Annotated in this window: 24 protein-coding genes; 9 read left to right on the forward strand and 15 right to left on the reverse strand. The window is 69.8% G+C overall.

Features of this window, described 5'->3' with window-relative positions; genetic code table 11:
* The first annotated feature begins 27 nt into the window (after positions 1-27).
* Both ACFPIH_RS17845 and ACFPIH_RS17850 read left to right on the forward strand, forming a co-directional pair.
* The gene (locus ACFPIH_RS17845; protein ID WP_381170887.1) at positions 28-2,307 is read left to right on the forward strand and encodes a BTAD domain-containing putative transcriptional regulator; all 2,280 of its coding nucleotides are present in this window, start codon (positions 28-30) and stop codon (positions 2,305-2,307) included.
* A gap of 57 nt (positions 2,308-2,364) precedes the next feature.
* The gene (locus tag ACFPIH_RS17850) at positions 2,365-3,282 is read left to right on the forward strand and encodes a peptidoglycan-binding protein (RefSeq protein ID WP_381170885.1); all 918 of its coding nucleotides are present in this window, start codon (positions 2,365-2,367) and stop codon (positions 3,280-3,282) included.
* A 7-nt stretch (positions 3,283-3,289) separates the two neighbouring features.
* Here ACFPIH_RS17850 and ACFPIH_RS17855 read toward each other — a convergent pair whose 3' ends face one another.
* Entirely contained in the window at positions 3,290-3,787 is a 498-nt protein-coding gene (locus tag ACFPIH_RS17855; RefSeq protein ID WP_381170883.1) for an LURP-one-related/scramblase family protein, read from the reverse strand.
* The gene (locus tag ACFPIH_RS17860; protein ID WP_381170881.1) at positions 3,784-4,782 is read right to left on the reverse strand and encodes a helix-turn-helix domain-containing protein; all 999 of its coding nucleotides are present in this window, start codon (positions 4,780-4,782) and stop codon (positions 3,784-3,786) included. The genes ACFPIH_RS17855 and ACFPIH_RS17860 overlap by 4 nt, the downstream gene beginning before the upstream one ends.
* Before the next feature lie 52 nt (positions 4,783-4,834).
* Between ACFPIH_RS17860 and ACFPIH_RS17865 the strand changes: the two genes are divergently transcribed.
* Positions 4,835-5,230, forward strand: coding sequence for a cupin domain-containing protein (locus tag ACFPIH_RS17865; RefSeq protein WP_381170879.1), 396 nt, complete (start codon positions 4,835-4,837; stop codon positions 5,228-5,230).
* A 116-nt stretch (positions 5,231-5,346) separates the two neighbouring features.
* Here the strand turns inward: ACFPIH_RS17865 and ACFPIH_RS17870 are convergent, their stop codons facing one another.
* The 4 genes from ACFPIH_RS17870 to ACFPIH_RS17885 all read right to left on the reverse strand — a co-directional run bounded on the left by ACFPIH_RS17870 (position 5,347) and on the right by ACFPIH_RS17885 (position 9,854).
* Positions 5,347-5,598, reverse strand: a complete 252-nt coding sequence (locus ACFPIH_RS17870; protein WP_381170877.1) for a DUF6458 family protein — start codon at positions 5,596-5,598, stop codon at positions 5,347-5,349.
* A gap of 79 nt (positions 5,599-5,677) precedes the next feature.
* Positions 5,678-6,976 (reverse strand): M18 family aminopeptidase, encoded by a 1,299-nt coding sequence (locus ACFPIH_RS17875; RefSeq protein WP_381170875.1) that lies wholly within the window; start codon positions 6,974-6,976, stop codon positions 5,678-5,680.
* 87 nt (positions 6,977-7,063) lie between these two features.
* Positions 7,064-8,890, reverse strand: coding sequence for an acyl-CoA dehydrogenase (locus ACFPIH_RS17880; RefSeq protein WP_381170873.1), 1,827 nt, complete (start codon positions 8,888-8,890; stop codon positions 7,064-7,066).
* A gap of 142 nt (positions 8,891-9,032) precedes the next feature.
* Positions 9,033-9,854, reverse strand: coding sequence for an intradiol ring-cleavage dioxygenase (locus ACFPIH_RS17885; RefSeq protein ID WP_381170870.1), 822 nt, complete (start codon positions 9,852-9,854; stop codon positions 9,033-9,035).
* Between the two features lie 147 nt (positions 9,855-10,001).
* On the opposite strand from ACFPIH_RS17885, the gene ACFPIH_RS17890 reads away from it, so the two are divergent.
* The 3 genes from ACFPIH_RS17890 to ACFPIH_RS17900 all read left to right on the forward strand — a co-directional run bounded on the left by ACFPIH_RS17890 (position 10,002) and on the right by ACFPIH_RS17900 (position 13,701).
* The gene (locus ACFPIH_RS17890) at positions 10,002-10,469 is read left to right on the forward strand and encodes an SseB family protein (protein WP_381170867.1); all 468 of its coding nucleotides are present in this window, start codon (positions 10,002-10,004) and stop codon (positions 10,467-10,469) included.
* 167 nt (positions 10,470-10,636) lie between these two features.
* The gene (locus ACFPIH_RS17895) at positions 10,637-12,583 is read left to right on the forward strand and encodes a YncE family protein (RefSeq protein WP_381170864.1); all 1,947 of its coding nucleotides are present in this window, start codon (positions 10,637-10,639) and stop codon (positions 12,581-12,583) included.
* A gap of 140 nt (positions 12,584-12,723) precedes the next feature.
* Positions 12,724-13,701, forward strand: a complete 978-nt coding sequence (locus tag ACFPIH_RS17900) for a pirin family protein (protein WP_381170862.1) — start codon at positions 12,724-12,726, stop codon at positions 13,699-13,701.
* 107 nt (positions 13,702-13,808) lie between these two features.
* Here ACFPIH_RS17900 and ACFPIH_RS17905 read toward each other — a convergent pair whose 3' ends face one another.
* The 3 genes from ACFPIH_RS17905 to ACFPIH_RS17915 all read right to left on the reverse strand — a co-directional run bounded on the left by ACFPIH_RS17905 (position 13,809) and on the right by ACFPIH_RS17915 (position 15,776).
* Positions 13,809-14,675 (reverse strand): RNA polymerase sigma-70 factor, encoded by an 867-nt coding sequence (locus ACFPIH_RS17905; protein WP_381170860.1) that lies wholly within the window; start codon positions 14,673-14,675, stop codon positions 13,809-13,811.
* The gene (locus ACFPIH_RS17910) at positions 14,672-15,250 is read right to left on the reverse strand and encodes a carboxymuconolactone decarboxylase family protein (protein WP_381170858.1); all 579 of its coding nucleotides are present in this window, start codon (positions 15,248-15,250) and stop codon (positions 14,672-14,674) included. Before ACFPIH_RS17910 ends, ACFPIH_RS17905 begins: the two co-directional genes overlap by 4 nt.
* A gap of 172 nt (positions 15,251-15,422) precedes the next feature.
* A complete protein-coding gene (locus ACFPIH_RS17915) occupies positions 15,423-15,776 on the reverse strand; it encodes a hypothetical protein (RefSeq protein ID WP_381170856.1) in 354 nt (117 codons plus the stop codon).
* A 134-nt stretch (positions 15,777-15,910) separates the two neighbouring features.
* Between ACFPIH_RS17915 and ACFPIH_RS17920 the strand changes: the two genes are divergently transcribed.
* Positions 15,911-16,798 carry an ADP-ribosylglycohydrolase family protein gene (locus ACFPIH_RS17920; protein ID WP_381170854.1) on the forward strand — a complete coding sequence of 296 codons (888 nt, stop codon included), beginning with the start codon at positions 15,911-15,913 and terminating at the stop codon, positions 16,796-16,798.
* A gap of 7 nt (positions 16,799-16,805) precedes the next feature.
* Here ACFPIH_RS17920 and ACFPIH_RS17925 read toward each other — a convergent pair whose 3' ends face one another.
* Together ACFPIH_RS17925 and ACFPIH_RS17930 are read right to left on the reverse strand one after the other, a co-directional pair.
* Positions 16,806-16,973, reverse strand: a complete 168-nt coding sequence (locus tag ACFPIH_RS17925) for a DUF397 domain-containing protein (RefSeq protein WP_381170852.1) — start codon at positions 16,971-16,973, stop codon at positions 16,806-16,808.
* Between the two features lie 3 nt (positions 16,974-16,976).
* Positions 16,977-17,804: a DUF5753 domain-containing protein gene (locus ACFPIH_RS17930; protein ID WP_381170850.1), complete on the reverse strand. Its 828-nt coding sequence runs from the start codon at positions 17,802-17,804 to the stop codon at positions 16,977-16,979.
* A gap of 219 nt (positions 17,805-18,023) precedes the next feature.
* Here ACFPIH_RS17930 and ACFPIH_RS17935 point away from each other — a divergent pair, with 219 nt between their 5' ends.
* A complete protein-coding gene (locus tag ACFPIH_RS17935; RefSeq protein WP_381170848.1) occupies positions 18,024-18,452 on the forward strand; it encodes an ATP-binding protein in 429 nt (142 codons plus the stop codon).
* A 79-nt stretch (positions 18,453-18,531) separates the two neighbouring features.
* Entirely contained in the window at positions 18,532-19,440 is a 909-nt protein-coding gene (locus tag ACFPIH_RS17940; protein ID WP_381170845.1) for an RpnC/YadD family protein, read from the forward strand.
* On the opposite strand, the gene ACFPIH_RS17945 is transcribed toward ACFPIH_RS17940, so the two are convergent.
* The 4 genes from ACFPIH_RS17945 to aspS all read right to left on the reverse strand — a co-directional run bounded on the left by ACFPIH_RS17945 (position 19,427) and on the right by aspS (position 23,765).
* Entirely contained in the window at positions 19,427-19,822 is a 396-nt protein-coding gene (locus tag ACFPIH_RS17945) for a hypothetical protein (RefSeq protein WP_381170843.1), read from the reverse strand. The two genes, ACFPIH_RS17940 and ACFPIH_RS17945, sit on opposite strands and share 14 nt — an antisense overlap.
* A 125-nt stretch (positions 19,823-19,947) precedes the next feature.
* Positions 19,948-20,937, reverse strand: coding sequence for an intradiol ring-cleavage dioxygenase (locus ACFPIH_RS17950; RefSeq protein WP_381170841.1), 990 nt, complete (start codon positions 20,935-20,937; stop codon positions 19,948-19,950).
* A gap of 57 nt (positions 20,938-20,994) precedes the next feature.
* Positions 20,995-21,915, reverse strand: a complete 921-nt coding sequence (locus ACFPIH_RS17955; RefSeq protein WP_381170839.1) for an intradiol ring-cleavage dioxygenase — start codon at positions 21,913-21,915, stop codon at positions 20,995-20,997.
* Between the two features lie 86 nt (positions 21,916-22,001).
* A complete protein-coding gene (gene aspS, locus ACFPIH_RS17960; protein ID WP_381170837.1) occupies positions 22,002-23,765 on the reverse strand; it encodes an aspartate--tRNA ligase in 1,764 nt (587 codons plus the stop codon).
* Positions 23,766-23,880 lie beyond the last annotated feature (115 nt).

A 23,880-nucleotide genomic window follows, 5' to 3' on the forward strand; every position in this document is an offset into this window, starting at 1 on the left:
CCAGCCCCGCTCAGGAGGGCCCACCCGGTGAACTCACCTCACGGACAGGAGATGCGCTTCGGGCTGCTCGGCCCCGTCGAAGTGCTGAGGGGTGACGAACTCCTCGAACTGGGCCCCCGGCAGCGCCGACTGCTGCTGGTCCGCCTGCTCATCGAGGACGGCCGGCCCGTCTCGCAGGAGACCCTCTGCCGCGATCTGTGGCCGACGGACCGGCCGACGGGCGCCGCCTCCTCCGTACGCGCCCACATCAGCCGGCTGCGCGCGGTCCTCGACCCTGCCCTGCAGGGCAGGTCCGCGATGCTGGTCAGCGGTCCGGCCGGGTACGCCCTGAAAGTGCCGGACGACGCACGGGACACGGCACTCTTCGAGGAGTCCGTGAGCAGGGCCCGAGACGCCCTCAGGAACCGCCGGCTGCCGTCCGCCCGGGAGGAGATCGAGGCGGCGCTCGGACTGTGGCGCGGCGAGGCCCTGGCCGAGGCCGCCGAGCACGACTTCGCGATACGCGAGCGCACCCGGCTCGACGGCGCCCTCCACGACGCCAAGGAGCTGCGGGCCGCGATCCTCGTGCAGCAGGGGGAGACGGAACTGGCGATCGACGTCGCCGGGGGCCTCGTCCTCAGGGCGCCGCTGCGTGAGACGTCCTGGGCGCTGCTGATGCGCGCGCTGTACGTGGCAGGACGGCCGGTCGAGGCGCTGCGGCAGTACGAGCGGTTCCGCGACATGCTGGCCACGGAGCTGGGCCTGGACCCCAGCCCCCGGCTGAGGGACCTGCACACCGCGATCCTGCGGCACGACGTCGTCGCCCTCGGCGCCCCGCGCCCGTCTGACAAGAGCGGCCCGCGCCCGTCCGGCACGGGCGGTCCGCACCCCTCCGACACCGGAGCCTCGCCCTGGTCAGGCACGGGCAGTACGCGCCCGTCCGGCACCGGGGCCCCGCCCTCGTCCGGCACGGGCAGTACGCGCCCGTCCGGCACCGGGGCCCCGCCCTGGTCCGGCACGGGCGGTACGCCCTGGTCCGGCACCGGGGCCCAACGCCCGTCCGGTACGGGCGGTACGCCCTCGTCCGGCACCGGTGGCCCCGCCGGGGTCGGCGCGTCGCTGTCCACGGGGACAGCGGGCCTCGCGGGCCCCGGGTTCGTCACCGCGTGCGTGCACCCGTACCCCGCGACGACCGCCGCGACCGCTCCCTTCGTGGGCCGGAGCGAGGAGATGGCCCGGCTGGCCGTCCTGCTGTCGGCCGCGACCGCCGGCCGCCCCCAGTGGGCCGTCGTCAACGGGGAGCAGGGGGCGGGCAAGACCCGGCTCGTCGAGGAGCTCTCGGCGTGGGCCCAGGCCGCCGGGTTCACCGTCGCCCGCACCAGGGCGGGCCAGGCGCTCAGCGGCAACCGCGGGATCTTCCAGACCTGCCCCACCGTCCAGCTCCTGGACGCGCTGCGGCAGGACGGCACCGACTCCGCTCAGGACGACGTCGCGCAGAAGGACCCGCTCGGCACCGTCGTCCATGAACTCACCCTGGCCCCCACCCTCTGTGTCGTCGACGACCTCGACCAGGCACCGCAGGGCTTCCACCGCCTCCTGAAGCGGCTCGCCAAGGTGCTGCGGGAGGCTCCGGTCGTCTTCGTGTGCACCCTGCGCAACCCCGACGCCCCGGTGTCCAGCATGCTGCTCGCCGAGCTGGCCCTGATCGGCGCGACCTGGCTGACCCTGGAGCCGCTGACCGTCGACGACGTGGCCGAACTCCTCGAGGCGAACGGCGAGGACGCCCCGCCGGAGACCGCGGCGGCGCTGCACCGGCGTGCCGAGGGCCACCCGTTCGCCCTGGCCCAGCTGCTCGGACTGCCGCCCGACCGGCGCACCGGCCCGGCGGCGCAGGTGCCGGCGGCGGTACGCAACATCCTCCACGCGCGGCTGGTCGAGTTGTCCGACCCGGCCCGCACGATGCTCTCCTACGCCGCAGCAGACGGCGAATGGCTGGACGTCGGTCTGCTCGCCGCCGTCCAGGGCATGGCGCCGGAGCCGTTGCTGCCGTTGATCGACGCTGCCGTGAGAGCCCGGATCCTGGTCTGGGAGCCGGACCCCGGCGCGGGCGGCGCCGGCCGCTACCGGTTGCCCGAGCTGGCCCGCGACGTGGTGCTGAGCACCCAGACCCCGTCCTCCCGCCAGCTGCGGCACGCCGCGCTCGCCCGCGAACTGGCGGCCCGCGACGACACCGCCGACACCGGAGGAGACACCGACACCGACGCCGCGCGCCTGGCCCGGCATCTGCACGCGGCGGGCCCGATGGCACCGGCCGGACGAGGCAACTGACTGCTTCGCCCCTTCTCCCCGTACTCCCTATCGACACACTCAACCCAGGAGTCTGTGATGAGCACCAAGACGGGACCCCAGCGTTACCCCGGCGCGAGCCGGGCCAACTGGTACCAGGACGACTTCGGCGGTGACCCGATGCAGGTCAACGTCGTCGTCCTGCACACCACGGAGGGTCCCACCCTCCCCGGATACGACGGCGGCTCCTCCGCGCCGAACCTGACGGCGGTGCCCGACCTCGCCGCCAAGAAGCTGAAGTGGTACCAGCACTTCGACATCGAGACGTCCTCCAGGGCGCTGGTCAATCTGCGCGGCGGCGTCGAGACCAACACCATGAACGTCTGTCAGGTCGAACTGGTCGGCACCTGCGACCCGAAGACCCACGCGAAGTGGAAGACCGCGGGCCGGGAGCACGTCTACTGGCCGGACGCGCCCGACTGGGCCCTGCACGGCATCGCCCGCTTCCTGACCTGGATGCACGAGGAGCACGGCGTACCGCTGTCCGGCCCGAAGTCGTGGCCCGCGTACCCCACGTCGTACGGGAACGGCGGCGGCCAGCGGATGACGGCCGCGAAGTGGACGGACTTCAAGGGGGTCTGCGGGCACATGCACGTGCCCGAGAACGTCCACGGCGACCCCGGCGCGATCGACTTCGCCAGGATCCTCAAGTACGCGAAGGCCGACCTGGACCTCGGTGACGACATCCCGCAGGCGACCACCCCCGCCAAGCCGAGTGTCCCCGCCTTCCCGGGGCGCAAGTACTTCGTGGCCGGGGCCTCGAACGCGCACGTCCTCCAGCTCGGAAAGCAGCTGGTCAAGCGCGGCTTCGGCGACCACTACAAGGTCGGCCCGAGCAAGACCTGGGGCGAGTCCGACCGGCTGAACGTACGGGACTTCCAGAAGTCACGGAAGGAACTGCGCGGCGACGCCGACGGCACCCCCGGCCCGCTGACCTGGCGTCTGCTGTTCTCCTAGCCGGCCCTCAGTCGTCGTCCCGCTCCTTCTCGGCCAGGTGGATGACGCACACCGTCACCGCGATCAGCAGCGCCGGGTCCGCGTCGTCACGGACGACGTCGACGCCGTAGGTCTCCCGCACGTGCAGCCGGCGTCGGGAGACCACGGCGAGCAGCTCACCGTCGTACTCGACGGCGAACTCACGGTCGAGGACCCTGCCGCTGACGTCGAGCTCGGTCCGCCCGTCGGCCAGGGCCACCCGGTAGTGGTTGCGCAGCAGCGACAGCCGCTTGCGCCGGACGGTGGCCAGCGGCTCACCCTCCCGCTCGATCACCATCGTGTCGCGCAGGGCGAGCATCTTCTGGTGGATGTCGATCAGGACCCGACCCTGGGTGTCCTTCAGCTCGAAGGTGTCCCGCAGCCGGATGGCCTTGCCGTCGACGAGGTACACCCTGTTGCCGTGGTCGTCCTCGATCCAGTAGTCGTCACCGAAGGCGAGGAGTCGGTCGCGTACGAGGAATCTCATGTCCTCACCGGTTCCCCGCCCGCCGGTCCGAAACGCCGTCGATAGGCCGACGGGCTGAGTCCGGTCTCGCGCCGCACACGCGCGCGTAGGTTCGCGGCCGTCCCCAGCCCGCTCCTGGCCGCCACCACGTCCAGCCGCTCCTCGCCCCGCTCGATCAGCAGACAGGCCAGCGCCACGCGCTCACCGTTCAGCCAGGCGAGCGGTGTCGTACCGAGCTGGGCCCGGAACCGCCGGTGGAGGGTGGCGGGGGAGACGGCCGCGCGCGCCGCGAGCCCCGTGACGGTCAGCGGCTCCCCCAGCCGTTCTCCGGCCCACGCCAGCAGCGGCGCCAGCGACTCGTCCGGCACGTCCGGCACCGGCCGCTCCACGAACTGCCGCTGCCCGCCGTCCCGGTGCGCGGCGAACACCAGCCGCCGCGACACCGCGTTCGCGATCTCGGTGCCGTGGTCACGCCGCACGACATACAGCGCGAGGTCGAGCGCGGCGGCGCTGCCGGCGGCGGTCAGGATGTCGCCCTCGTCGACGAAGAGCACGTCGGGTTCGAGCCGTACGCGCGGGTGCAGTTTCTGGAAGGCCTCGGCCCACATCCAGTGCGTGGTGGCACGGCGGCCGTCGAGGATCCCCGCCTCGGCGAGCGCGAAGGCCCCGGTGCAGAGGCTCATGACACGCGCCCCGCGCGCGTGGGTGCGCCGGATCGCGTCGAGGACGTCGTCCCCGCGCGGTACGACATTGTCGGGCCGGCCCGGCACGACGAGCGTGTCGGCACCGTCCACGGCCGCCAGCCCCGGTACCTCGGTCAGGGTGAAGAACCCGTTGTTCATCCGCACGACGGGCGTGGGCGCGCAGAGCGTGACGGTGTACAGCGGCCCCGGCAGCCCGAGCTCGGGCCGAGGCAGCCCGAACAGCTCGGTGGCGACCCCGACCTCGAAGGGATTGGTCCCTTCGTCGACGATGACGGCGACCCGGTGCGGACGCTGCGAGGATTCTTGCGGCATATGCGATTACTAGCACTCGTACGGCGGGTGCACCACGGCCGACGATGAGCGCATGGAACCCATGGAACCCATCGCGCTCTCCGCCGCCCTCGCGTCCTTCACCCAGCAGTGGAGCCCACGCATCGTCACGACCGTCAACGACTACGACGTCCGCGTGGCCAAGGTCGAGGGCGAACACCTCTGGCACGTCCACGACGACACGGACGAGTTCTTCCTGGTGCTGGAGGGAGAGCTGCACATCGCGCTCCGCGAGCCGGCCGGGGAGCGGACGGTGGTCCTGCCCAGGGGCAGCGTCTTCACGGTCCCGCGCGGCACAGAGCACAAGCCGTACGCCCCGGTCCCCACGGAGATCCTCCTCCTCGAACCGTCCGGCACCTCAACGGTCGGCGACCGTCACGAGGCCGTCCCGGCCCATGTGGACGCGACGACGGGTCACGCGTTGGGCTGACCCTTCACGGCCGCGAGCAGGGGGCGTTCCGGTCCGCCTCACCGAGGGCGGGGCGGACCGGCCGCCGTCGGTGCCGGCGGGGGTGGACGACGACGGGTCGGTCGTCCGACGCGGGGTCAGGCGCCGTATCCGTTGCTGTAGCCGTCGCCGCTGCGTCGCGTCCGGTCCTCCTCGATCACTGTCGTGGAGGGCGGCATCAGTACCCGCCGGCGCCGCGCGATGCTGCTGAACGTGGTGACGCCGATCAGGCCGACGATCATGAGGATGACGCCCACCAGGTCGAGGTTCACCCCCTGCATGTCCCAGTCGGTCGCGAACGTGAGGATGGCTCCCACGGCGATGAGGATGATGCATCCGCCCAGGCCCATGGCGTCGCCTCCCTGTCGGTGAGCCGGACGTTCCGGCTACCGCCTGCGGGTACCCCACACTTCCCGAACTAGCCCTGGACTAGCCCTCCAGGAAGGCGACCAACGCGTTGGCGAGCAGGTACGGGTCGGCGTCGCCGCACAGTTCGCGGGCGCTGTGCATGGACAGGATGGCCACGCCGATGTCGACCGTGCGGATGCCGTGCCGGGCCGCGGTGATGGGGCCGATGGTGGTGCCGCAGGGCATGGAGTTGTTGGAGACGAAGGACTGGAAGGGGACGCCCGCCTTCTCACAGGCGGCGGCGAACACCGCGCGGCCCGAACCGTCCGTCGCGTAGCGGTTGTTGACGTTGACCTTGAGGATCGGGCCGCCGTTGACGCGCGGGTGGTGCGTCGGGTCGTGCCGCTCCGCGTAGTTGGGGTGCACGGCGTGGCCGGTGTCGGAGGAGAGACAGACCGTTCCGGCGAAGGCCCGCGCCCGGTCCTCGTACGATCCGCCGCGCGCGAAGACGGAACGTTCCAGCACGCTGCCCAGCAGCGGCCCGTCCGCGCCGGTGTCGGACTGCGAGCCGTTCTCCTCGTGGTCGAAGGCGGCGAGCACCGGGATGTACGGCAGGCCGGCGCCGCTGGTCGCCACGCCCGCGAGGGCCGCCGTCGCGGCGTGCACGGACAGCAGATTGTCCATGCGCGGACCGGCAAGGAGCTCCTGGTCGCGGCCGAGGTAGGCGGACGGTTCGACGGAGTGCGTCATCAGGTCCCAGCCGCTGACCTCCCCGGCGGGCAGCCCGCACTCCTCCTCCAGGAAGGCGATCAGGTCGCCGTCGCGGACATCGGAGCCGAGGCCCCAGATGGGCTGGACGTGCCGCTGCTTGTCGAGCTTGAGCCCGTCGGTGTTGACCGCGCGGTCGAGGTGGATGGCGAGCTGGGGGACTCGCAGCAGCGGGCGGCCGACGTTCACCAGGCGTGTCGAGCCGTCCCGCAGGGTCAGCCGGCCGGCGATGCCCAGGTCGCGGTCGAGCCAGGAGTTGAGCAGCGGCCCGCCGTAGATCTCCACGGCGATCTGGCGCCAGCCGTGCGCGCCGGTGTCGGGCAGCGGCTTGACCCGCAGGTTCGGGGAGTCGGTGTGGGCGCCGACGATCCGGAAGGGGGTGTGGGGTTCGGCGCCCTCGGGGACGTACCAGGCCACGATCGCGCCCCCGCGCAGTACGTACCGGCCACCGGTCGTCCCCTCCCAGGCGTCCGTCTCCGCGACCTGCCGGAAGCCTGCCTTCTCCAGCCGTTCGGCGGCCGTGGCCACCGCGTGGTACGGCGACGGACTCGCCGCCAGGAAGGAGACGAGGTCGTCGGTGTGGCCGCGGTCGAAGCGGGGGGATTGGCTCATGGGGTTCACCTTAACGACGTGCAAGGGCCCGCTTCCCAGCGATGGGAACGGGCCCTTGTGAAGGATCTGAGGACGCCAGGCGGTCGGCTAGAAGGCGGCCTCGTCCAGTTCCATCAGGTCCAGCTCGACGCCCTCGGCGATCTTGCGGGCCAGGGTGACGCCGGGCAGGACGTTGGCGGCGAAGAACTTCGCCGCCGCGATCTTGCCGGTGTAGAAGGGCTTGTCCTTGGCGGAGGCGGTCTCCAGCTTCTCGGCGGCGACCGCGGCACCCTTGAGGAGCAGGTAGCCGACGATCACGTCACCGGAGGTGAGCAGCAGGCGGGTGGTGTTGAGGCCCACCTTGTAGATGTTCTTGACGTCCTGCTCGGTGGCGGCCAGGTCGGTCAGCATCAGGCCGACGATCGCCTCCAGCTCCACGGCCGCCTTCGCGAGGTGCTCGCGGGCGCCCGCCAGCTCCTCGCCGCCGGTGCCGAGCGCGAGGAACTTCTTGATGTCCTCGGCGAGGGAGTTCAGGGCCGCGCCCTGGTTGCGGACGATCTTCCGGAAGAAGTAGTCCTGGCCCTGGATCGCGGTGGTGCCCTCGTACAGGGTGTCGATCTTGGCGTCGCGGATGTACTGCTCGATCGGGTACTCCTGGAGGAAGCCGGAGCCGCCGAAGGTCTGCAGCGACTGCGCGAGCTGCTCGTAGCCCTTCTCGGAGCCGTAGCCCTTGACGATCGGCAGGAGCAGGTCGTTCAGCGCGTGCTCGGTCTTCGCGTCCTCGCCGTTCGTCTCCTTGACGGCGATCGCGTCCTGGATGCTGGCGGTGTACAGCACCAGCGCCCGCATGCCCTCCGCGTACGCCTTCTGCGTGATCAGCGAGCGGCGCACGTCGGGGTGGTGGGTGATGGTGACCTTGGGCGCGGTCTTGTCCATGAAGTTCGCCAGGTCGGGGCCCTGGACGCGCTCCTTGGCGTACTCCAGCGCGTTCAGGTAGCCCGTCGAGAGCGTGGAGATGGCCTTCGTGCCGACCATCATGCGGGCGAACTCGATGATCCGGAACATCTGGCGGATGCCGTCGTGCTTGTCGCCGATCAGCCAGCCCTTGGCGGGGTGCCGGTCGCCGAAGGTCATCTCGCAGGTGTTGGACGCCTTGAGGCCCATCTTGTGCTCGACGTTCGTCGCGTACGCGCCGTTGCGCTCGCCCAGCTCGCCGGTCTCCCAGTCGAACAGGTACTTCGGCACGAGGAAGAGGGAGAGGCCCTTGGTGCCCGGACCGGCGCCCTCCGGCCGCGCGAGGACGTAGTGGAGGATGTTCTCCTCCATGTCGTGCTCACCGGACGTGATGAAGCGCTTGACGCCCTCGATGTGCCAGGAGCCGTCCTCCTGCTGGACCGCCTTGGTGCGGCCGGCGCCCACGTCGGAGCCCGCGTCGGGCTCGGTGAGCACCATGGTCGAGCCCCACCGCTTCTCCACGGCGACCGAGGCGAGCTTCTGCTGCTCCTCGGTGCCCTCCTCGAAGAGGATGCGGGCGAACGCCGGCCCGGAGGAGTACATCCAGATCGCCGGGTTCGCGCCGAGGATCAGCTCCGCGTACGACCAGATCAGCGACGGCGGGGCGGTGGTGCCGCCGATCTCCTCGGGCAGGCCGAGCCGCCAGTACTCCGAGTCCATGAACGCCTTGTAGCTCTTCTTGAAGGACGCGGGGACCGGGGCGGTGTTCGTGGTGGGGTCGAAGACCGGGGGGTTGCGGTCGGCGTCGGTGAAGGACTCGGCCAGCTCGTTCTCGGAGAGGCGGGTCAGCTCCTCGAGGATGCTCTTCGCGGTCTCGGTGTCCATCTCCTCGAACGGGCCGGTGCCGTACAGCTTGTCGCGTCCCAGTACTTCGAAGAGGTTGAACTCGATGTCGCGGAGATTCGACTTGTAGTGCCCCATGGCGATGGCTCCGTAGAGAGAGATCGGCGAGGCACTTTGGATCCTCGCGCCAGTTCACATACCAACTAGTAGCTCCGATGATGCTACCCGTCGGTAATAAGGCGCAACCCCGACTCCCCCCGATCCGGCCATCTGTGACGGTTCACACCGGGACGGTCAGCGTGGCCGTGTACCCCTTCTCGACGCTTCCGTCCACGGCCGCGAGTTGCTGGTCGTAACCGTCGCTGAAGATGTTGTCCGTCTCGAGGGAGAGCTGGGCGAGGTTCGTCACGCTCCGGCTGTAGCCGTCCGTCGCGTACACGGTGTCGCAGACGTCCTTCGGCAGCGCGAGCTGCGAGGTGCTGGTGATGGAGGTGGCCGCGGTGGCGTCCTCCAGGCTGCCGTAGACCTCGAAGTGGATGTGCGGCCAGCGGCCGGTGTAGCACGCCGGGAAGATGCTCTTGAAGGTGACCTGACCCTTGTCGTCCGCCTCCTGGACGCCCCGCAGGTAGTTCTCGTCGGTGACGCCCTCGGAGTACAGGGAGTAGTTGCCCTCCCGGTCGCAGTGCCAGAGGTAGACGGCGGCGCCCGCCTTCGGCGTCCCGCAGCCCGAGGCGGCGTCCACGACCGTGAGCGTGACGGTCAGCGGCACGCCCTCGGCGGTGCCGCCCGCGGAGTCGCCGAAGCTCGAGGTGATGTCGCCGCGCACGACACCGCTCTCCTTCAGCACGTTCACCCCGTTCGAGCCGTCGCCGGGGTAGGGGCCGGCCGTCTCGTTGGGGATGGTCGCGCATTCGGTGGAGGCGGATGAGGCTGTGGAAGCGGATGTGGCGGACGAGGACTTCTCCTCGGTACCGGCGCAGCCCACCAGCGGCACCAGGCTCGCTCCCGCGAACAGCCGGATCATCCGGCGGCGGGCGAGGACGGGAAGATCGTAGGAGAGCCCTCTGTCGTGCTCGTGGTCCTCGTGGTCGTGGTGTGCCATGGCGGTGCCCCTTGCCGTATTGATGTGCTCTTTGCTGTTCCCTGGTGTGCTCTTTGATATCGGGGACGCTATGGGCGTCCGCTGTGGGACGCCAGGGGCTCATCTGTGAAGTGCCCATGGGGAGCGCGGGTCGGTACTCTTGCGCCCATGTACGGCTACGACCAGAACCTGGGTGCCCAGCAGCAGTACGCCGCGCCGCCCCAGCAGCCGATGGGCGGCGGCTACGGGCAGCAGCCGCCCCTGTATCCCGAGCCGTCCCCGCCCTCCCTCGCCGACGCGGTGCGGGCCTTCACCACGGGGCAGCTGGCCGCCGAGGACTTCCAGCAGGTCTTCGCGACCTCCAAGGTCTACTGCCCGCGCGGTGACAACCCCGGCTTCCTGGCCCTGCACAACACCCAGCAGCCGGTGATCCCGATGTTCACCTCCCTCAAGGAGCTGCGCCGGTACGCGGGCAAAGAGTCCAAGTACTTCGTCATCACCGGCGCCGAGGTGATCGACCTGCTGCCCACCGGCTACGGCTTCGTCCTCGACATGGAGGGCGAGCACCGGATGGTGTTCGACGCGAAGGCGGTCGAGCAGATGGTCGACTTCGCGATGCGCCGGATGTACGGCTGACCGCCGCCCTTCTGGGAAATAGGCCGCTTATTGTCACAGGCATGCCATAGGCTGACTCCTGGCAGCCGCGCCCCGCACGAAACCGATCTCCAACGGTCACGTCCGGGTGCCGCGCGGCGCTCTCGATCTCCCGGCGACCCCGGGACTCTTGTGGGGGGTTTATCTCTGTGCGTAAGCGCAGCACGTCTGCCGCGACGACTCTCGCGGTTCTCTTCAGCTCCGTCGCGCTGAGCGTCGCCGGAGCCGGTACCGCCTCGGCCGCGACGGCCACGCTCACCACGCCTGTCGGTCTCGTCGCGGACGGCGCGCTGCAGCGCGTCTTCGTGGCCGACCAGGCCAACGGCCGCATCCTGGCCACCGACTACAACGGCACCCTCGTCGGTCTGAACGTCGGCTTCGGCGACGTCAGCGACCTGGCGGTGTCGGACGACGGCGCCACCCTGTACGCGGCGCTGCCCGCCACCCACGAGATCGTGGCCCTCAACGCGGCCAACCTCCAGGTCAAGGCCCGCTACGACATCGGCACCGGAGCGGAGCCGCACGAGGTCGCGTTCGCGGGCGGCCGGATCTGGTTCTCGTACCGGACCACCGAGTCGGACGGCTTCCACGGCAACCTGGGCTCCGTCGACCCGGCCGCCACCGACCCGGCGACCGCGGTGACCCTGGGGCAGCTCCCGGAGACGGTCTCCCCGTACTACAACTCGGGGCTCCTCGACGCGAACCCGTCCGCCCCCGGCCTGCTGTCCTACGCCGACAGCGGGACCAGCCCGGGCGCGATCAACGTCCTCGACGTCTCCGGCGCCACCCCGCAGGTGGTCGCCAAGACCGACAGCGGACGCTACTCCAGCGACATCGACCTCGTGCCCGGCGGCTCCCAGGTGCTGTGGAACGGCTCCCGGAAGCTGTCGTACGCCGACGGCGGCTTCACCGAGGGCACGCCCCTCACCGAGACCGGCTGGCTCGGCGACGTCTCGCCGAGCGGTCTGATCGCCCAGGCCTACGACCGTCATGTGAACGTCTACAAGGCGGGCGCCGACAAGCCGGTACGCCGCTTCGACGCCGGGAACTCCAGCATGGGCGACGTGGCCTGGGCTCCCGACTCCTCCCGGGTGTTCGCCCTGGCCGGCAACTCGGACAACACCTACACCCTGAAGGCGTTCACGGGCCCGGCGCTCAGCGTGCCGACGCTCACGGTCAACGCGCCCACGTCCGCGGCCCGCGCCAAGAAGCTCACGGTCACCGGGAAGATCACGGCGAACGTCGCGTTCCCGGCCGGCACGAAGCTCGCGGTCACCCGTACCGACCTGGAGAGCCCGAGCGGCAAGAAGCTCGCGGCCGTCACGGTCAAGTCGAACGGCACGTACTCCTTCACGGACACCCCGCCGGCCGGCGGCACGGTGACCTACAAGGTGACCTACGCGGGCGACGCCACGCACACGTCGGCGACCGCCTCCGACAAGGTCGCGGTGTCCCGGGCGGCCACCGCCCTGTCCCTGAACAACAACGGCAAGCTGTACAACTACGGCACCGACGTCAAGTTCACGGCGCACCTGGGGAAGACGTACAAGAACCGCTCGGTCCAGATCTACGCGGACCCCTTCGGCGCCGACAAGCCGAAGAAGCTGATCAAGACGGGCAAGGTCAACTCCGCCGGCAACCTCGCCGCCTGGGTGGACATGACCCGCGACACGACCGTCACCGCGGTCTTCTCGGGCGACGCCCGGTACGCGCCGAAGACCGTGAAGGTCACCGGGTACGCCCGGGTCAAGGTCTCCACCGCCGTCTCCCACCACTACCGGACGGCGAAGATCGGCTCGACGTCCTACTACTGGTTCCACAAGAACACCGACCCGCTGCTCACCACGAGCATGACCTACTACCCGGGTCGCCAGGCGCGCTTCGACCTTCAGGTCTACTACCAGGGTTCGTGGTACTCCGCGGACTCCGAGTACTTCCCGGTCGCTTCGAACGGCAAGTCGCCCGTGACCCTGGAGGCGCCCGGTGAGGCCGGCATCCGGGCCCGGATGCGCTCGGTGTACGTCAACGGCTCGTCCGGCGACAACGTGAACTCGACGACGTACGGCGCGTGGAAGTACCTGTACTTCAGCAACTGATCCACTGGCTGAACCCCCCTCGTGGGGGGACGGTCCGGCCCGGAGGGAATGTCCTCCGGGCCTCCGTCGTTGGGGGTGGCAGAAAGTTCAATGCTCAACTAAAGTGGGATGCACGTCGCCCGCCCGAGGAGGTAACGACCATGCCCGCAGTGACCGTCGAGAACCCGTTGACGCTGCCCCGCGTCGCCGCGCCCGCAGACGCCGTGGCGCGTCCCGTGCTCGGTGTCACGACCGCGCCGAGCGGGTTCGAGGGCGAGGGCTTCCCGGTGCGCCGCGCCTTCGCCGGCATCCACTACCGTCACCTCGACCCGTTCATCATGATGGACCAGATGGGTGAGGTGGAGTACCAGCCCGGGGAGCCGAAGGGCACCCCCTGGCACCCGCACCGCGGCTTCGAGACCGTCACCTACATCATCGACGGCATCTTCGACCACCAGGACAGCCAGGGCGGCGGCGGCACGATCACGAACGGCGACACCCAGTGGATGACGGCCGGTTCCGGTCTGCTCCACATCGAGGCGCCGCCGGAGCACCTCGTCGTGTCCGGCGGTCTCTTCCACGGCCTCCAGCTGTGGGTGAACCTCCCGGCGAAGGACAAGATGATGGCGCCGCGCTACCAGGACATCAGGGGCGGCAGTGTCCAGCTCCTGGCGTCCCCGGACGGCGGCGCGCTGCTCCGGGTCATCGCGGGCGAGCTGGACGGCAACGCGGGCCCCGGCATCACCCACACCCCCATCACGATGATCCACGCGACGCTGGCTCCCGGCGCGGAGCTCACGCTCCCCTGGCGGGAGGACTTCAACGGCCTCGCGTACGTCCTCGCGGGCAAGGGCTCGGTCGGTGCCGAGCAGCGCCCGATCCGCCTCGGCCAGACGGCGGTCTTCGGCGCCGGCTCCTCGCTGACCGTCCGCGCGGACGAGCAGCAGGACTCCAACACGCCGGACATGGAGGTCGTACTCCTCGGCGGACAGCCGATCCGGGAGCCCATGGCCCACTACGGCCCGTTCGTCATGAACACCAAGGACGAGCTCCAGCAGGCGTTCGAGGACTTCCAGAAGGGCCGCCTGGGGACGATCCCGGCGGTGCACGGGATGTCCGAAGGCGGACCGCAGGGCTGACCGCAACGGCATGCGGACGAGCCCTGCCGTCTCCAGGAGACGGCCGGGCTCGTCAAGAGCCACCTGCGTACGCTGCCCGGCTGCGCGGGAACAGATGGTGGGCGGGCCTATCTGGCGAGTTCAGCCAGTTCGTCGAGGCGGGTCAGCTTCCGTGGGTTTCTCACGACGTAGATCCGGGTGACCCGCCCGTTCTCCACCGCGAGGCTCACCGCGGCCGGCTCACCGTCGATCTCGATCCGGCCCGCGGGCGCGCCGTTGAGCCATACGGTCGCCGTCTCGAAGCCGGCCACCACCCGGTTCGCGCGAGCGAGCAACGGCGCCACCAGTTCGGCTCCATGGACCGGAGCCAGAGCGGCGGCCACCAGCCCGCCGCCATCGGCGATCAGGACCACGTCGGGAGCCAGGACCTCCATCAGTTCCTGCAACTGCCCGGTGCGCAAGGCCACCAGGAACCGCGCCACGACGACATGCTGCTCCGCCCGGTTCACCCGCACTCGTGGCTGCCGAGCCGCCACATGTTCGCGGGCCCGCCGCGCGATCTGGCGCACCGCGGCCGTGGACTTTCCGACAGCCTCGGCGATCTCGCGGTACGGCAGCTCGAAAACCTCGCGGAGCACGAACACCGCCCGCTCGACGGGCCCGAGCGTTTCGAGGACGGTCAGCATCGCGATCGAGACGCTCTCCGCGAGTTCGACGTCCTCGGCGACATCGGGGCTGGTCAGCAGCGGCTCCGGCAGCCACTCGCCGACGTACTCCTCGCGGCTGCGCGACAGCGTGCGCAGGCGGTTGAGCGCCTGCCGTGTGACGATCCGGACGAGATACGCCCGCACGTCGCCCACCCGTGACCGGTCGACGTCGGCCCACCTCAGCCAGGACTCCTGTAGCACGTCCTCCGCGTCGGCCGCCGACCCGAGCATCTCGTAGGCGACCGTGAACAGCAGGCTGCGATGGGCGACGAAGGGGTCCTCGGTCATGCCGTCGACGCCACGCCGGAGTTCTCGGAACGCGTGGCCAGCGGAGTCTCGCAGGCATCGGAGAATCCCTGCGACGTGACCCCGTTGGCGTTGTTGTTCCTGGTCGCCATGTTGACGAAGGCGATGTACGCGGTGAGCTCGACCATCGCCGCCGGGCCGAGTCGGTCGAGCAGGCCGGCGTACTGCTCGTCGGTGACGGTCGGAGGCGTGTTCGTCATGGCCTCGGCGTACTCGAGGACGTCCCGCTCCAGCGGGGTGAACACCTCCGACTCCCGCCAGCGTGGCACCTGGCTCGCCTTGGCCAGGTCCAGGTTCGCGTTCTGCGCCTGGAAGTAACCGACATCGAGACACCAGCCGCAGCCGACCTGCGTGGCGACGGCCATGTGAGCGAACGACTTGAGACTCGCGTCGGCCGCATCCCACGTGGCCACCTTGCTGCCGAACTCCAGGTTGGACGTGGCGACTTCGGGGCTGTGCCACCCCACCTCGACGGGCTCGGCCACGGCACCGAGCTCTTTGATCATGTTCTCGCTCAGTTCGGTCGGGAGTTCGGCTCTCGGGACGCGTAACGCCATGGTGTTCTCCTTGTGCGTTCGGCTGGTTGGTCTTCATGAAGACACCGCCCGGATCGCGAATGTGACAACGGCCGCGCTCGGTGCGACGGAGAGCGCGCGACAGACACGCCGAAGGGCCCTGTCCGGTCGCCCGGACAGGGCCCTCCGCGATTCTGTCTGTGATTTGTCTGTCCTATGGCCGGAGGAACACGACCGACCGCAGCAACAGCCGGTCCGTGGCGGGGCGGCCGTGCGGGCGCAGGGTCCAGGAGGCCCCCGTGCAGTCCGGCTCGGTGAACACGATGGCGAACTCGTCGGTGTCGTTGTGCGGCGCGAAGGCGGGCGCGGAGGCGTCCGGGTCGGCGACCTCCGCGAGCGTGACGCACTCACCGCTCGGCGGGTCGTGCAGGGTGACCGAGATCGGCTGCCCGTCCAGCCCGACGACCTTGTATCCGAAGTCGCCGGTGGCGGCGTGGGCGGGGGCGGCGAGGAGGGCGGTGAGGGCGAGGGCGCCGATAACCGAGGTGACAGTGTGCCGAAGGCGCACGAGGATGCTCGTTTCATGAGGAGGAGGGAGCAGGGTCATCGGCTCCCTTGCCGTCGGTTACGGCTCGTATGCGAGTCGTGACGGCGGGAAGGTTTCTCCCTCACCCGATCGGATCAGCAGGGGGAATGGCTGCGATGAGTGCCGCACACGGCAGGAGAAGCCTGGAGGGGCTCGTCCTGGGCGATGCCTTCGGCGACGGCTGGTTCACGCGCTCCGACGAGGACGTGGAGGCGCTGTGGGCCGCGCGGGAGTCACGTCCGGCGCCCTGGCTGTGGACGGACGACTCGGCGATGGCGTTCGTGCTGTTCGCACACCTGACGGAACACGGCGAGGTCCGCCCGGACGCCCTGGCGCGCGAGTTCGCCGCCGAGTACGCGCGCGACCCGAACCGGGGCTACGGCCCCTCGATGCACGGGCTGCTGCTGCGCGTCGCGGAGGGCGAGGACTGGCGCACACTGACGAGAAGCCGGTTCGGCGGCCAGGGCTCCCACGGCAACGGCGCGGCGATGCGGGTCGCTCCGCTGGGGGCGTGGTTCTACGACGACCTCGGCGCCGCCGTCGAGCAGGCGCGCCTTTCCGCGCTGACCACGCACGCGCACCCGGAGGCGGTGGCGGGCGCGGTCGCGGTGGCCGTCGCGGCGGGGCTGGCGGCGGGCGGGGAGACCTTCGACCGCCCCGGTCTCCTACGGGCGACCGCGTCCCACGTCCCCGAGAGCGACGTACGCTCGGGCCTCCTGCGAGCCGCCGGCTTCCCCGCCCGCACCTCGGTGCGGCACGCCGCGTCCGTACTGGGCTCGGGGACGCTGCTCTCGGCGCAGGACACGGTGCCGTTCGCCCTGTGGTCCGCGGCGGGTCACCTGGACGACCTCCCCGAGGCCCTGTGGCAGACGGTCGGGGGGTGGGGCGACCGCGACACGACGTGCGCGATAGCGGGCGGGGTGGTCGCGGCCCGGACGGGGGTGGCGGGCGTCCCGGAGACGTGGCGACGGGCGTGCGAGCCGATACCGGCGGCGCTGCGGTGAGCGCGTGTCAGCGCAGGCGCCGGAGCAACTCGGCGAGGGTGTCGGGGGTGAGGGTGAGTATTCGGGTGGGGTCGTCGCTCTCGCGGAGGAGGAGTTCGGATTCGGCGGAGGCGAGTTCGAGGCAGTCGTCTCCGTCGCCGCCGCCGGAGAACGACGACTTCTGCCACTGGGTCACGCCTTACAGCTCCTTCGCCAGGCGGTGAATGAAGTCACGCGACCGCGCCGGGTCCAGCGAGGCCGACTCCACCTTACGGAAGAGAGTTCGAAACCGGAGCAGTTGGGATGCCGCATCCAGGAAGGGGCCTCCCTGCGGGGCATCCCGTTTGGCGGTGTCCAGTTGAGGCACGGAGCCGCCCGCGTACACCATGGCGGAGTTGGCTCCGGCGAATCCGTCCACGTCGAACGGGATCACCCGGACCGTGACGTTCGGACGCTCCGACTGCCCCAGGATCTCCTCCAGTTGGGCCCGCGCAGTTCGTCGGTCGGCGACCCGCGTACGCAGCACGCCCTCGTGTATGACGGCTTCGTACTCGACTGCCCCGTCCCGTTCGACGACCACCCGGCGGCGCATCCGGTGGGCGACCCTCGACTCCAGGTCGCCAGGGGGTAGTTCCGGTACCACGTAGGCGAAGACGGCCCGCGCGTAATCCTCGGTCTGCAACAGCCCCGGCACGTGCGCGGTGGAGACCACACGTAGGAACCGTGCGTGGTGCTCCAGTTCCGCGAGGTCGAGGAAGCCCGGTGGCAGGACGGCTCGGTACTCTTCCCACCAGCCACGGGTCCGGTCCGTCGCCATTTCGACGAGCGCATCGATCAACTTGGCGTCGGCGCAGGCGTATTGGGTCGCCATTCGCCGTATCCGGGCCTCGCTGACGCCCATCAGGCCCGACTCGATCCTGCTCATCGTCACCGAGATCGTGCCCAGCGCATGAGCGGCTTCCCGGGCCGTCAGTCCTGCGGCCTCGCGCAGCCTGCGCAGTTCGCGGCCCAGCCGTTCCTGTCGCACAGTCGCGTGTTTCCGTGGCACCCGGCCTCCCCGCTTCCACCACTTCGAGTGACCAGAGTACGACAATGAGTTGCGGAAGGCTAAATTTTCCCTCTACCGTCGGTGACGCGAACGGCACCCTGCGAAACCGGTACCGGAAGCGCACCGCCCCGTCATGCCATGTCGGCGGCGACGGAGCCACCGGTGTCCCAACTCCCCCCATCCCGCCAGGAGTCAGTCATGCCCGAATCCGAAGAGGCCCCCACCACCTGGGAGTACATCCTCTACATCCCCAACGACCCCCGAGCCGTCCGCATCTGCCGCCAGACCCTGCGCGCGGTCCTCGCCGGTCACGGGTTCCCCCAACTCACCGAGGCCGCCGAGCTGCTGGCCACCGAGCTGGTGACGAACGCGGTACGGCACACCAAGGGCCCCGCCGCCATGAAGCTCCGCGCGGAACACCGCGCTCTCCGCATCGGCGTGTGGGACAACGACCCCGCACCGCCTCGTCCGTCCCGCTCGACGCCGTGGGACGCGGAGACCGGCCGGGGCCTCGCGCTCGTACGGGACTGCTCGGAGCGGTGGGGCTGGGTGCAGCAGCGGGACCACAGGAACATCGTCGGCGCCGGCAAGTACATCTGGTGCGACCTGACCGGCCCGGCGGCCTGAACGTTCCTTCCTACCTCGAATGAGTGAACGCATCGGAATCGGCCGGACAACCGGACCCTTGATCCATCAGGTTGCGCACATGGTCACACCCACCCACGAGGCATCCCACCGGCTGTTCCAGGACCATCCGGAGGCCCTCTCACTCGTCTTCCAGGCACTGGGAATTCCGCCGCCCTCGAAATCGGACTTCGGTACAGTCTCGCCCGACGCCACGGAGATCCGGCCCCTGGAGCGCCGCGTCGACACGGTGCGCAAGTTCGAGCCGGAGATGGGCGAGAGCTTCCTGATCGCCATCGAGGCGCAGACCAAGAAACACCCGGAGAAGCCGAAAAGCTGGGCGTACTACGTCGCCTACTTGCGGGCGAAGTACGACATGCCGGTGCTGCTGGTGGCGGTCTGCAGAGACCGCCCTACAGCGACCTGGGCGGCCGGGCCCTTCGAATGCGCGGTGGGGCCGTGGACGACCCAGGTGACACACCCGTTCGTCCTGGGCCCGACCACCGTCCCCGAGATCACCGACGAGTCGATGGTCACCCGGAACCCGGCGCTCGCGGCACTCTCGGCCATCGTTCACAGCCAGAGCCGTAGAGCGCCCGCCATACTGGAAGCCGTGGTCCGCGGGCTCCTGCCCTTCGCCCCACTTACCGCGGGGTACTGGCTCGAGGTGTTGGAAGTCGGCCTGGAGAACACTCCGGTCAGGGAGAATTGGAGATCGCTGATGAAGACGCACTTCCCGGGCCATGGGACGCTGTTCGAGGAGACGTACCTGGAGGGCGAGGCCGAGGGCAAGCTCAAAGATCGCGCCGCGCTCGTCCTCCGTCTGCTGGACAAGCGCGGCATCGACATCCCCGAGGAAATCCGAGAGCGCGTCACCTCCTGCGACGACCTCGACACCCTCACCCTCTGGTTCGACCGCGCCCTGACGGCCACCGTGGCGGAGGACCTGTTCACCGAGTCGCCCGAGGACGGGGCCGCTAGCGGGACGTAGCCGCGAGGGCTGTCGGGGGCGAGTCGGTGTCCAGGCCCGTTCGAGCCGCTCGGAGGTGGTCCAGGCCCTCCCTCGCCACCCGTGTCACCTCTTCGTACTCCGCTGCCGTGCGTGCCGAGACGAGGAGGGTCCGGGCCTTGTGGTGGCATTCCGCCGCTCTGGTCAGCGACTGGCCCGTCTCCTTGCCCGCGCCCGACCAACTCCGCGTGTTCGGGGGGACCAGGCCGCCCGTCAGGTGGACGAGGGCGTGATTGGCTTCCGCCTCCGCGTCCAGGTCGGACGGGGGGCGGTGGTGGGAGTAGCGGCGCTGGGCCACCACCCCGACCACCGCGCCGGCGATCAGCAGCACCGAGAGCGTGATCGTGAATCCCATGCCTGCCATGGTCTGGCTCCTCCCTTGCCCGCCGATCTGTGTCGGCTCCCTCCTCTCCTATGAGACGGCAGGCCGCTGTGGGCGCCCATCGGGATTCCTGTGCGGCTCCGGTGAGGTTCCCAAGAAGGGAGGGATTACGTGGCGGAGGGCGAAGGGGACGCCTGCGGCGGGGCGCCCTGGCCGTCGTTGGTCGCGGTCGGGTCCACGCCGACCGTCAGGGAGCCTCGTACGCCCCTGGTGATGTCGCGGTGGTCGTAGCGCAGCTTCAGCAGGCCGCCCGCCGCGCCGCTCTGGTCGTAGATCGTGTCCTCGGTCAGGAGGGTGCGTTCGGCGGTGTTCGAGACGTACGGCTCCACGGTCTCCGTGGCCACGACCGCCTCCTCGTCGAAGAAGAACTGGCCGGTGTGGCAGGTGTGTCCGCCCTCGTAGCCCGCGTCGGTCCACTCCCCGTCCACATGGACCTTGGTGTGGATGTGGATGCAGCGGCCCCGGTACCAGCCGGGGAAGACCGTCTTGAAGGTGACATGGCCGTGGCGGTCCGTGCGCCAGGTGCCGCGCAGGTAGCGGGTGTCGTCGGTGGGCTCCTGGTGGCCGCCTCCGCCACCGGGGGGAGGGCCGGTCGGGGCGCCGGTCGGGGCGTCCGTCGGGGGCTCGCCCGTCGGAGCGGGGCCGCCGCCCCCGCCGCCGCTGCCCATGTCCTCGTAGCCGGAGTACACGCCCACCGCGTCGCAGTGCCAGATGTCCACGGCGGCGTTACGGATCGGCCGGCATGTCTCCGCGTCGATCACCTTGAGCGCGAGGGTCAGCGGGATGCCCGGGCGGTCCTCCGTGACGTCCCGGCGGATCTTGTCGGCGTCGATGTAGTAGGGGCCCTCGACCGATTCGGAGGTGAGGACGTAGCAGTCCTCGGGGAGGGGTTTCCGGCCCGGTTTTCCGGTCGGGTTCCGCTCGCCCGCCGCCGCGTCGACCGCGAGCGCGCCGCCGCCGAGTCCCGCCGCGGCGATCGCACCCGCGCCCACGGCGACCACCCGACGGCGGGTCAGGTCACGGTCCTGTGCCTGTGACTGTGACTGTGCCTGTTCCAGTACCTGTTCCGGTGCCTGTTCCTGTGGCTCGTATGTCATGGACATGTAAAGTAGACAGGGATCCTGTCAACGAGCTGAGGAAACGGCGAGTTCAGGTCAGGTGCCGTCGTTCGTCTCGTCCGGGGAGACGCCCATCGTGATGGACGCGGTCACGCCCTTCGCGATGTTCTTCTTGTTGTACTTCAGCTTGAGCAGACCGCCCGTCGTGCCGCTCTGGTCGTAGATGGTGTCCTCGGTGAGCGTGGTGCGGGTCGTCGTGCTCGTCGAGTACGGCTCCACCTCCGCGGAGAGCAGGACCGACTCCTCGTCGAAGAAGAACTGGCCGGTGTGGCAGGCGTGCCCGCCCTCGTAGCCGGCGTCGGTCCACTCGCCGTCCACATGGACCTTGGTGTGGATGTGGACGGTGCGGCCCTGGTACCAGCCGGGGAAGACGGAGGTGAAGGTGACGCAGCCCTTCTTGTCCGTCTTCCAGGTGCCGCGCAGATAGCGGGTGTCGCTGGTGGGCTCCTCGTGCCCACCGCCACCGCCGCCGGCCGGGGGCTCACCGGTCGGCGGCTCGCCGGTCGGGGTGCCTGTGGGCGCGTCCGTGGGGGCCGTGCCGCCGCCCTGGGAGAAGGACTCGTAGCCCGAGTAGAGGCCGAGGGCATCGCAGTGCCAGACGTCCACGGCCGCGTTCGCGAGCGGCTTGCAGGTCTCGGCGTCTATCACCTTGAGCTGGAGGGTCAGCGGAATGCCCTCGTTGTCCTCGGTGATGTCCTGGCGGAGCTTGTCCGCGTCGATGTAGTACGGCCCCTCGGTGGTCTCCGAGGTGAGCTTGTAACAGGTCTCCGCCGTGCTGGAGGCGGAAGCGGACGCGGCGGCGGTGTCAGCCGCCTCGTCCGCCGACGCGGTCATGGCGAGGGCGCCCGCCCCGCCGACGGCGACCACCGCCGCGCCGCCCGCGACGACCACCTTTCGCCGCGTCATGTTCCTTTTGTGCTGGGGGCCTTCAGGCTTCGTGCTTTCGTTTCCCGTCATGCCCTGGACGCTAGGTAAGGAACCTGTTCTTACCATGGGCAACGACTGTGCGTTCCTGAGAAACCTGAAGTCCCCAGCGGCGGCTGTTACTTCGGCTGCGGCTTCCGCACGTTCAGGTGCAGCTCACGCAGCCGCGACTCCTCCAGCTCCGTCGGCGCGCCCATCATCAGATCCTGGGCGTTGCCGTTGAGCGGGAAGGCGATGGTCTCGCGGATGTTCGGCTCGTCCGCGAGGAGCATCACGATGCGGTCGACACCGGGGGCGATGCCGCCGTGCGGCGGGGCGCCGAAGCGGAACGCGCGCAGCATGCCCGCGAACTTGTCCTCGACGGTCTCACGGTCGTAGCCCGCGATCTCGAACGCCTTGAGCATGATCTCCGGCTCGTGGTTCCGGATCGCGCCGGAGGACAGCTCGACGCCGTTGCAGACGATGTCGTACTGCCAGCCCAGGATGTCCAGCGGGTCCTGGGTCTCCAGGGCCTCCAGACCGCCCTGCGGCATGGAGAACGGGTTGTGCGAGAAGTCGATCGCGCCGGTCTCCTCGTCCTTCTCGTACATCGGGAAGTCGACGATCCAGCAGAAGCGGAAGACACCGTCCTCGAAGTGGCCGGCCCGCTTGGCCGCCTCCACCCGCACGGCGCCCATGATCTTCGAGACCTCGTCGAACTCGCCCGCGCCGAAGAACACCGCGTGACCGGCGGCCAGCGACAGCCGCTTGGTCAGCTCGGCGACGTTCTCCTCGGTGAGGAACTTCGCGATCGGGCCGGAGAGGGAGCCGTCCTCGGTGACCCGCACCCAGGCCAGACCCTTCGCGCCCAGCGAGACGGCGAAGTCACCCAGCTGGTCGAAGAACTTGCGGGGCTGGGCGGAGACGTCCGGCACCGCCAGGGCACGCACGTGCTTGCCCGCGAACGCCTTGAACCCCGAGCCGTCGAAGACATCGGTGATGTCCACCAGCTCCAGCTTGGCCCGCAGGTCCGGCTTGTCGGAGCCGTACTTCAGCATGGCCTCGCGGAACGGGATCCGCGGGAAGGGGGACGTGACGTGACGGCCACCGCCGAACTCCTCGAACAGCTCGGTCATCAGCTTCTCGATCGGCTGGAAGACGTCCTCCTGCTCGACGAAGCTCATCTCCACGTCGAGCTGGTAGAACTCGCCCGGCGAGCGGTCCGCGCGGGCGTCCTCGTCGCGGAAACAGGGCGCGATCTGGAAGTAGCGGTCGAAGCCCGAGATCATCAGCAGCTGCTTGAACTGCTGCGGGGCCTGGGGGAGGGCGTAGAACTTGCCCGGGTTCAGGCGGGAGGGGACGACGAAGTCGCGGGCGCCCTCGGGGGAGGTCGCGGACAGGATCGGCGTCGCCATCTCGTTGAAGCCCAGCGCCGTCATCTTGTGGCGGATCGCCGAGATGACCGACGTACGCAGCATGACGTTGCGGTGCATGCGCTCGCGGCGCAGGTCCAGGAAGCGGTACTCCAGGCGCCGCTCCTCGTTGACCCCGTCCTCGGCGTTGATCGTGAAGGGAAGCGGGGCGGCGGCACCGAGCAGCTCGACCTCACCGACCTCGACCTCGATCTCACCGGTCGGCAGCTCCGGGTTCACGTTCTCCGTGCCACGGGAGACGACCTTGCCGTCGACCCGTACGGTCGACTCCTTGCTGACCTTGTCCAGGGCCTCGTACGCGGGCGTGCCCGGACGGGCCACGAGCTGGGTGATGCCGTAGTGATCGCGCAGATCGATGAAGAGGATGCCGCCCAGGTCGCGCCGATTGTGCAGCCAGCCACTCAGTCGGACGTCGGTGCCGACGTCAGAGGAGCGGAGCTCGCCGCAGGTGTGGGACCTGTACCGATGCATCGTGGTTCATCCAGCCTTCGTGGATCGGGGGGCATGTTTCACGTGAAACAAGCCCCAGCCTACCGGGCACCCCAGATCGCCTCTCCTGGATTGGATCCCGGTGATCAGTGGCATT

The sequence above is a fragment of the Streptomyces vulcanius genome, assembly GCF_042653945.1.
Lineage (GTDB): Bacteria > Actinomycetota > Actinomycetes > Streptomycetales > Streptomycetaceae > Streptomyces > Streptomyces mangrovi.

Coding starts and splice junctions, on each gene's coding strand:
- ACFPIH_RS17850 (WP_381170885.1), top strand. CDS start 2,365: ATGAGCACCAAGACGGGACCCCAGCGTTACCCCGGCGCGAGCCGGGCC.
- ACFPIH_RS17855 (WP_381170883.1), bottom strand. CDS start 3,787: ATGAGATTCCTCGTACGCGACCGACTCCTCGCCTTCGGTGACGACTAC.
- ACFPIH_RS17860 (WP_381170881.1), bottom strand. CDS start 4,782: ATGCCGCAAGAATCCTCGCAGCGTCCGCACCGGGTCGCCGTCATCGTC.
- ACFPIH_RS17865 (WP_381170879.1), top strand. CDS start 4,835: ATGGAACCCATGGAACCCATCGCGCTCTCCGCCGCCCTCGCGTCCTTC.
- ACFPIH_RS17870 (WP_381170877.1), bottom strand. CDS start 5,598: ATGGGCCTGGGCGGATGCATCATCCTCATCGCCGTGGGAGCCATCCTC.
- ACFPIH_RS17875 (WP_381170875.1), bottom strand. CDS start 6,976: ATGAGCCAATCCCCCCGCTTCGACCGCGGCCACACCGACGACCTCGTC.
- ACFPIH_RS17880 (WP_381170873.1), bottom strand. CDS start 8,890: ATGGGGCACTACAAGTCGAATCTCCGCGACATCGAGTTCAACCTCTTC.
- ACFPIH_RS17885 (WP_381170870.1), bottom strand. CDS start 9,854: ATGGCACACCACGACCACGAGGACCACGAGCACGACAGAGGGCTCTCC.
- ACFPIH_RS17890 (WP_381170867.1), top strand. CDS start 10,002: ATGTACGGCTACGACCAGAACCTGGGTGCCCAGCAGCAGTACGCCGCG.
- ACFPIH_RS17900 (WP_381170862.1), top strand. CDS start 12,724: ATGCCCGCAGTGACCGTCGAGAACCCGTTGACGCTGCCCCGCGTCGCC.
- ACFPIH_RS17905 (WP_381170860.1), bottom strand. CDS start 14,675: ATGACCGAGGACCCCTTCGTCGCCCATCGCAGCCTGCTGTTCACGGTC.
- ACFPIH_RS17910 (WP_381170858.1), bottom strand. CDS start 15,250: ATGGCGTTACGCGTCCCGAGAGCCGAACTCCCGACCGAACTGAGCGAG.
- ACFPIH_RS17920 (WP_381170854.1), top strand. CDS start 15,911: ATGAGTGCCGCACACGGCAGGAGAAGCCTGGAGGGGCTCGTCCTGGGC.
- ACFPIH_RS17935 (WP_381170848.1), top strand. CDS start 18,024: ATGCCCGAATCCGAAGAGGCCCCCACCACCTGGGAGTACATCCTCTAC.
- ACFPIH_RS17940 (WP_381170845.1), top strand. CDS start 18,532: ATGGTCACACCCACCCACGAGGCATCCCACCGGCTGTTCCAGGACCAT.
- ACFPIH_RS17945 (WP_381170843.1), bottom strand. CDS start 19,822: ATGGCAGGCATGGGATTCACGATCACGCTCTCGGTGCTGCTGATCGCC.
- ACFPIH_RS17950 (WP_381170841.1), bottom strand. CDS start 20,937: ATGACATACGAGCCACAGGAACAGGCACCGGAACAGGTACTGGAACAG.
- ACFPIH_RS17955 (WP_381170839.1), bottom strand. CDS start 21,915: ATGACGGGAAACGAAAGCACGAAGCCTGAAGGCCCCCAGCACAAAAGG.
- aspS (WP_381170837.1), bottom strand. CDS start 23,765: ATGCATCGGTACAGGTCCCACACCTGCGGCGAGCTCCGCTCCTCTGAC.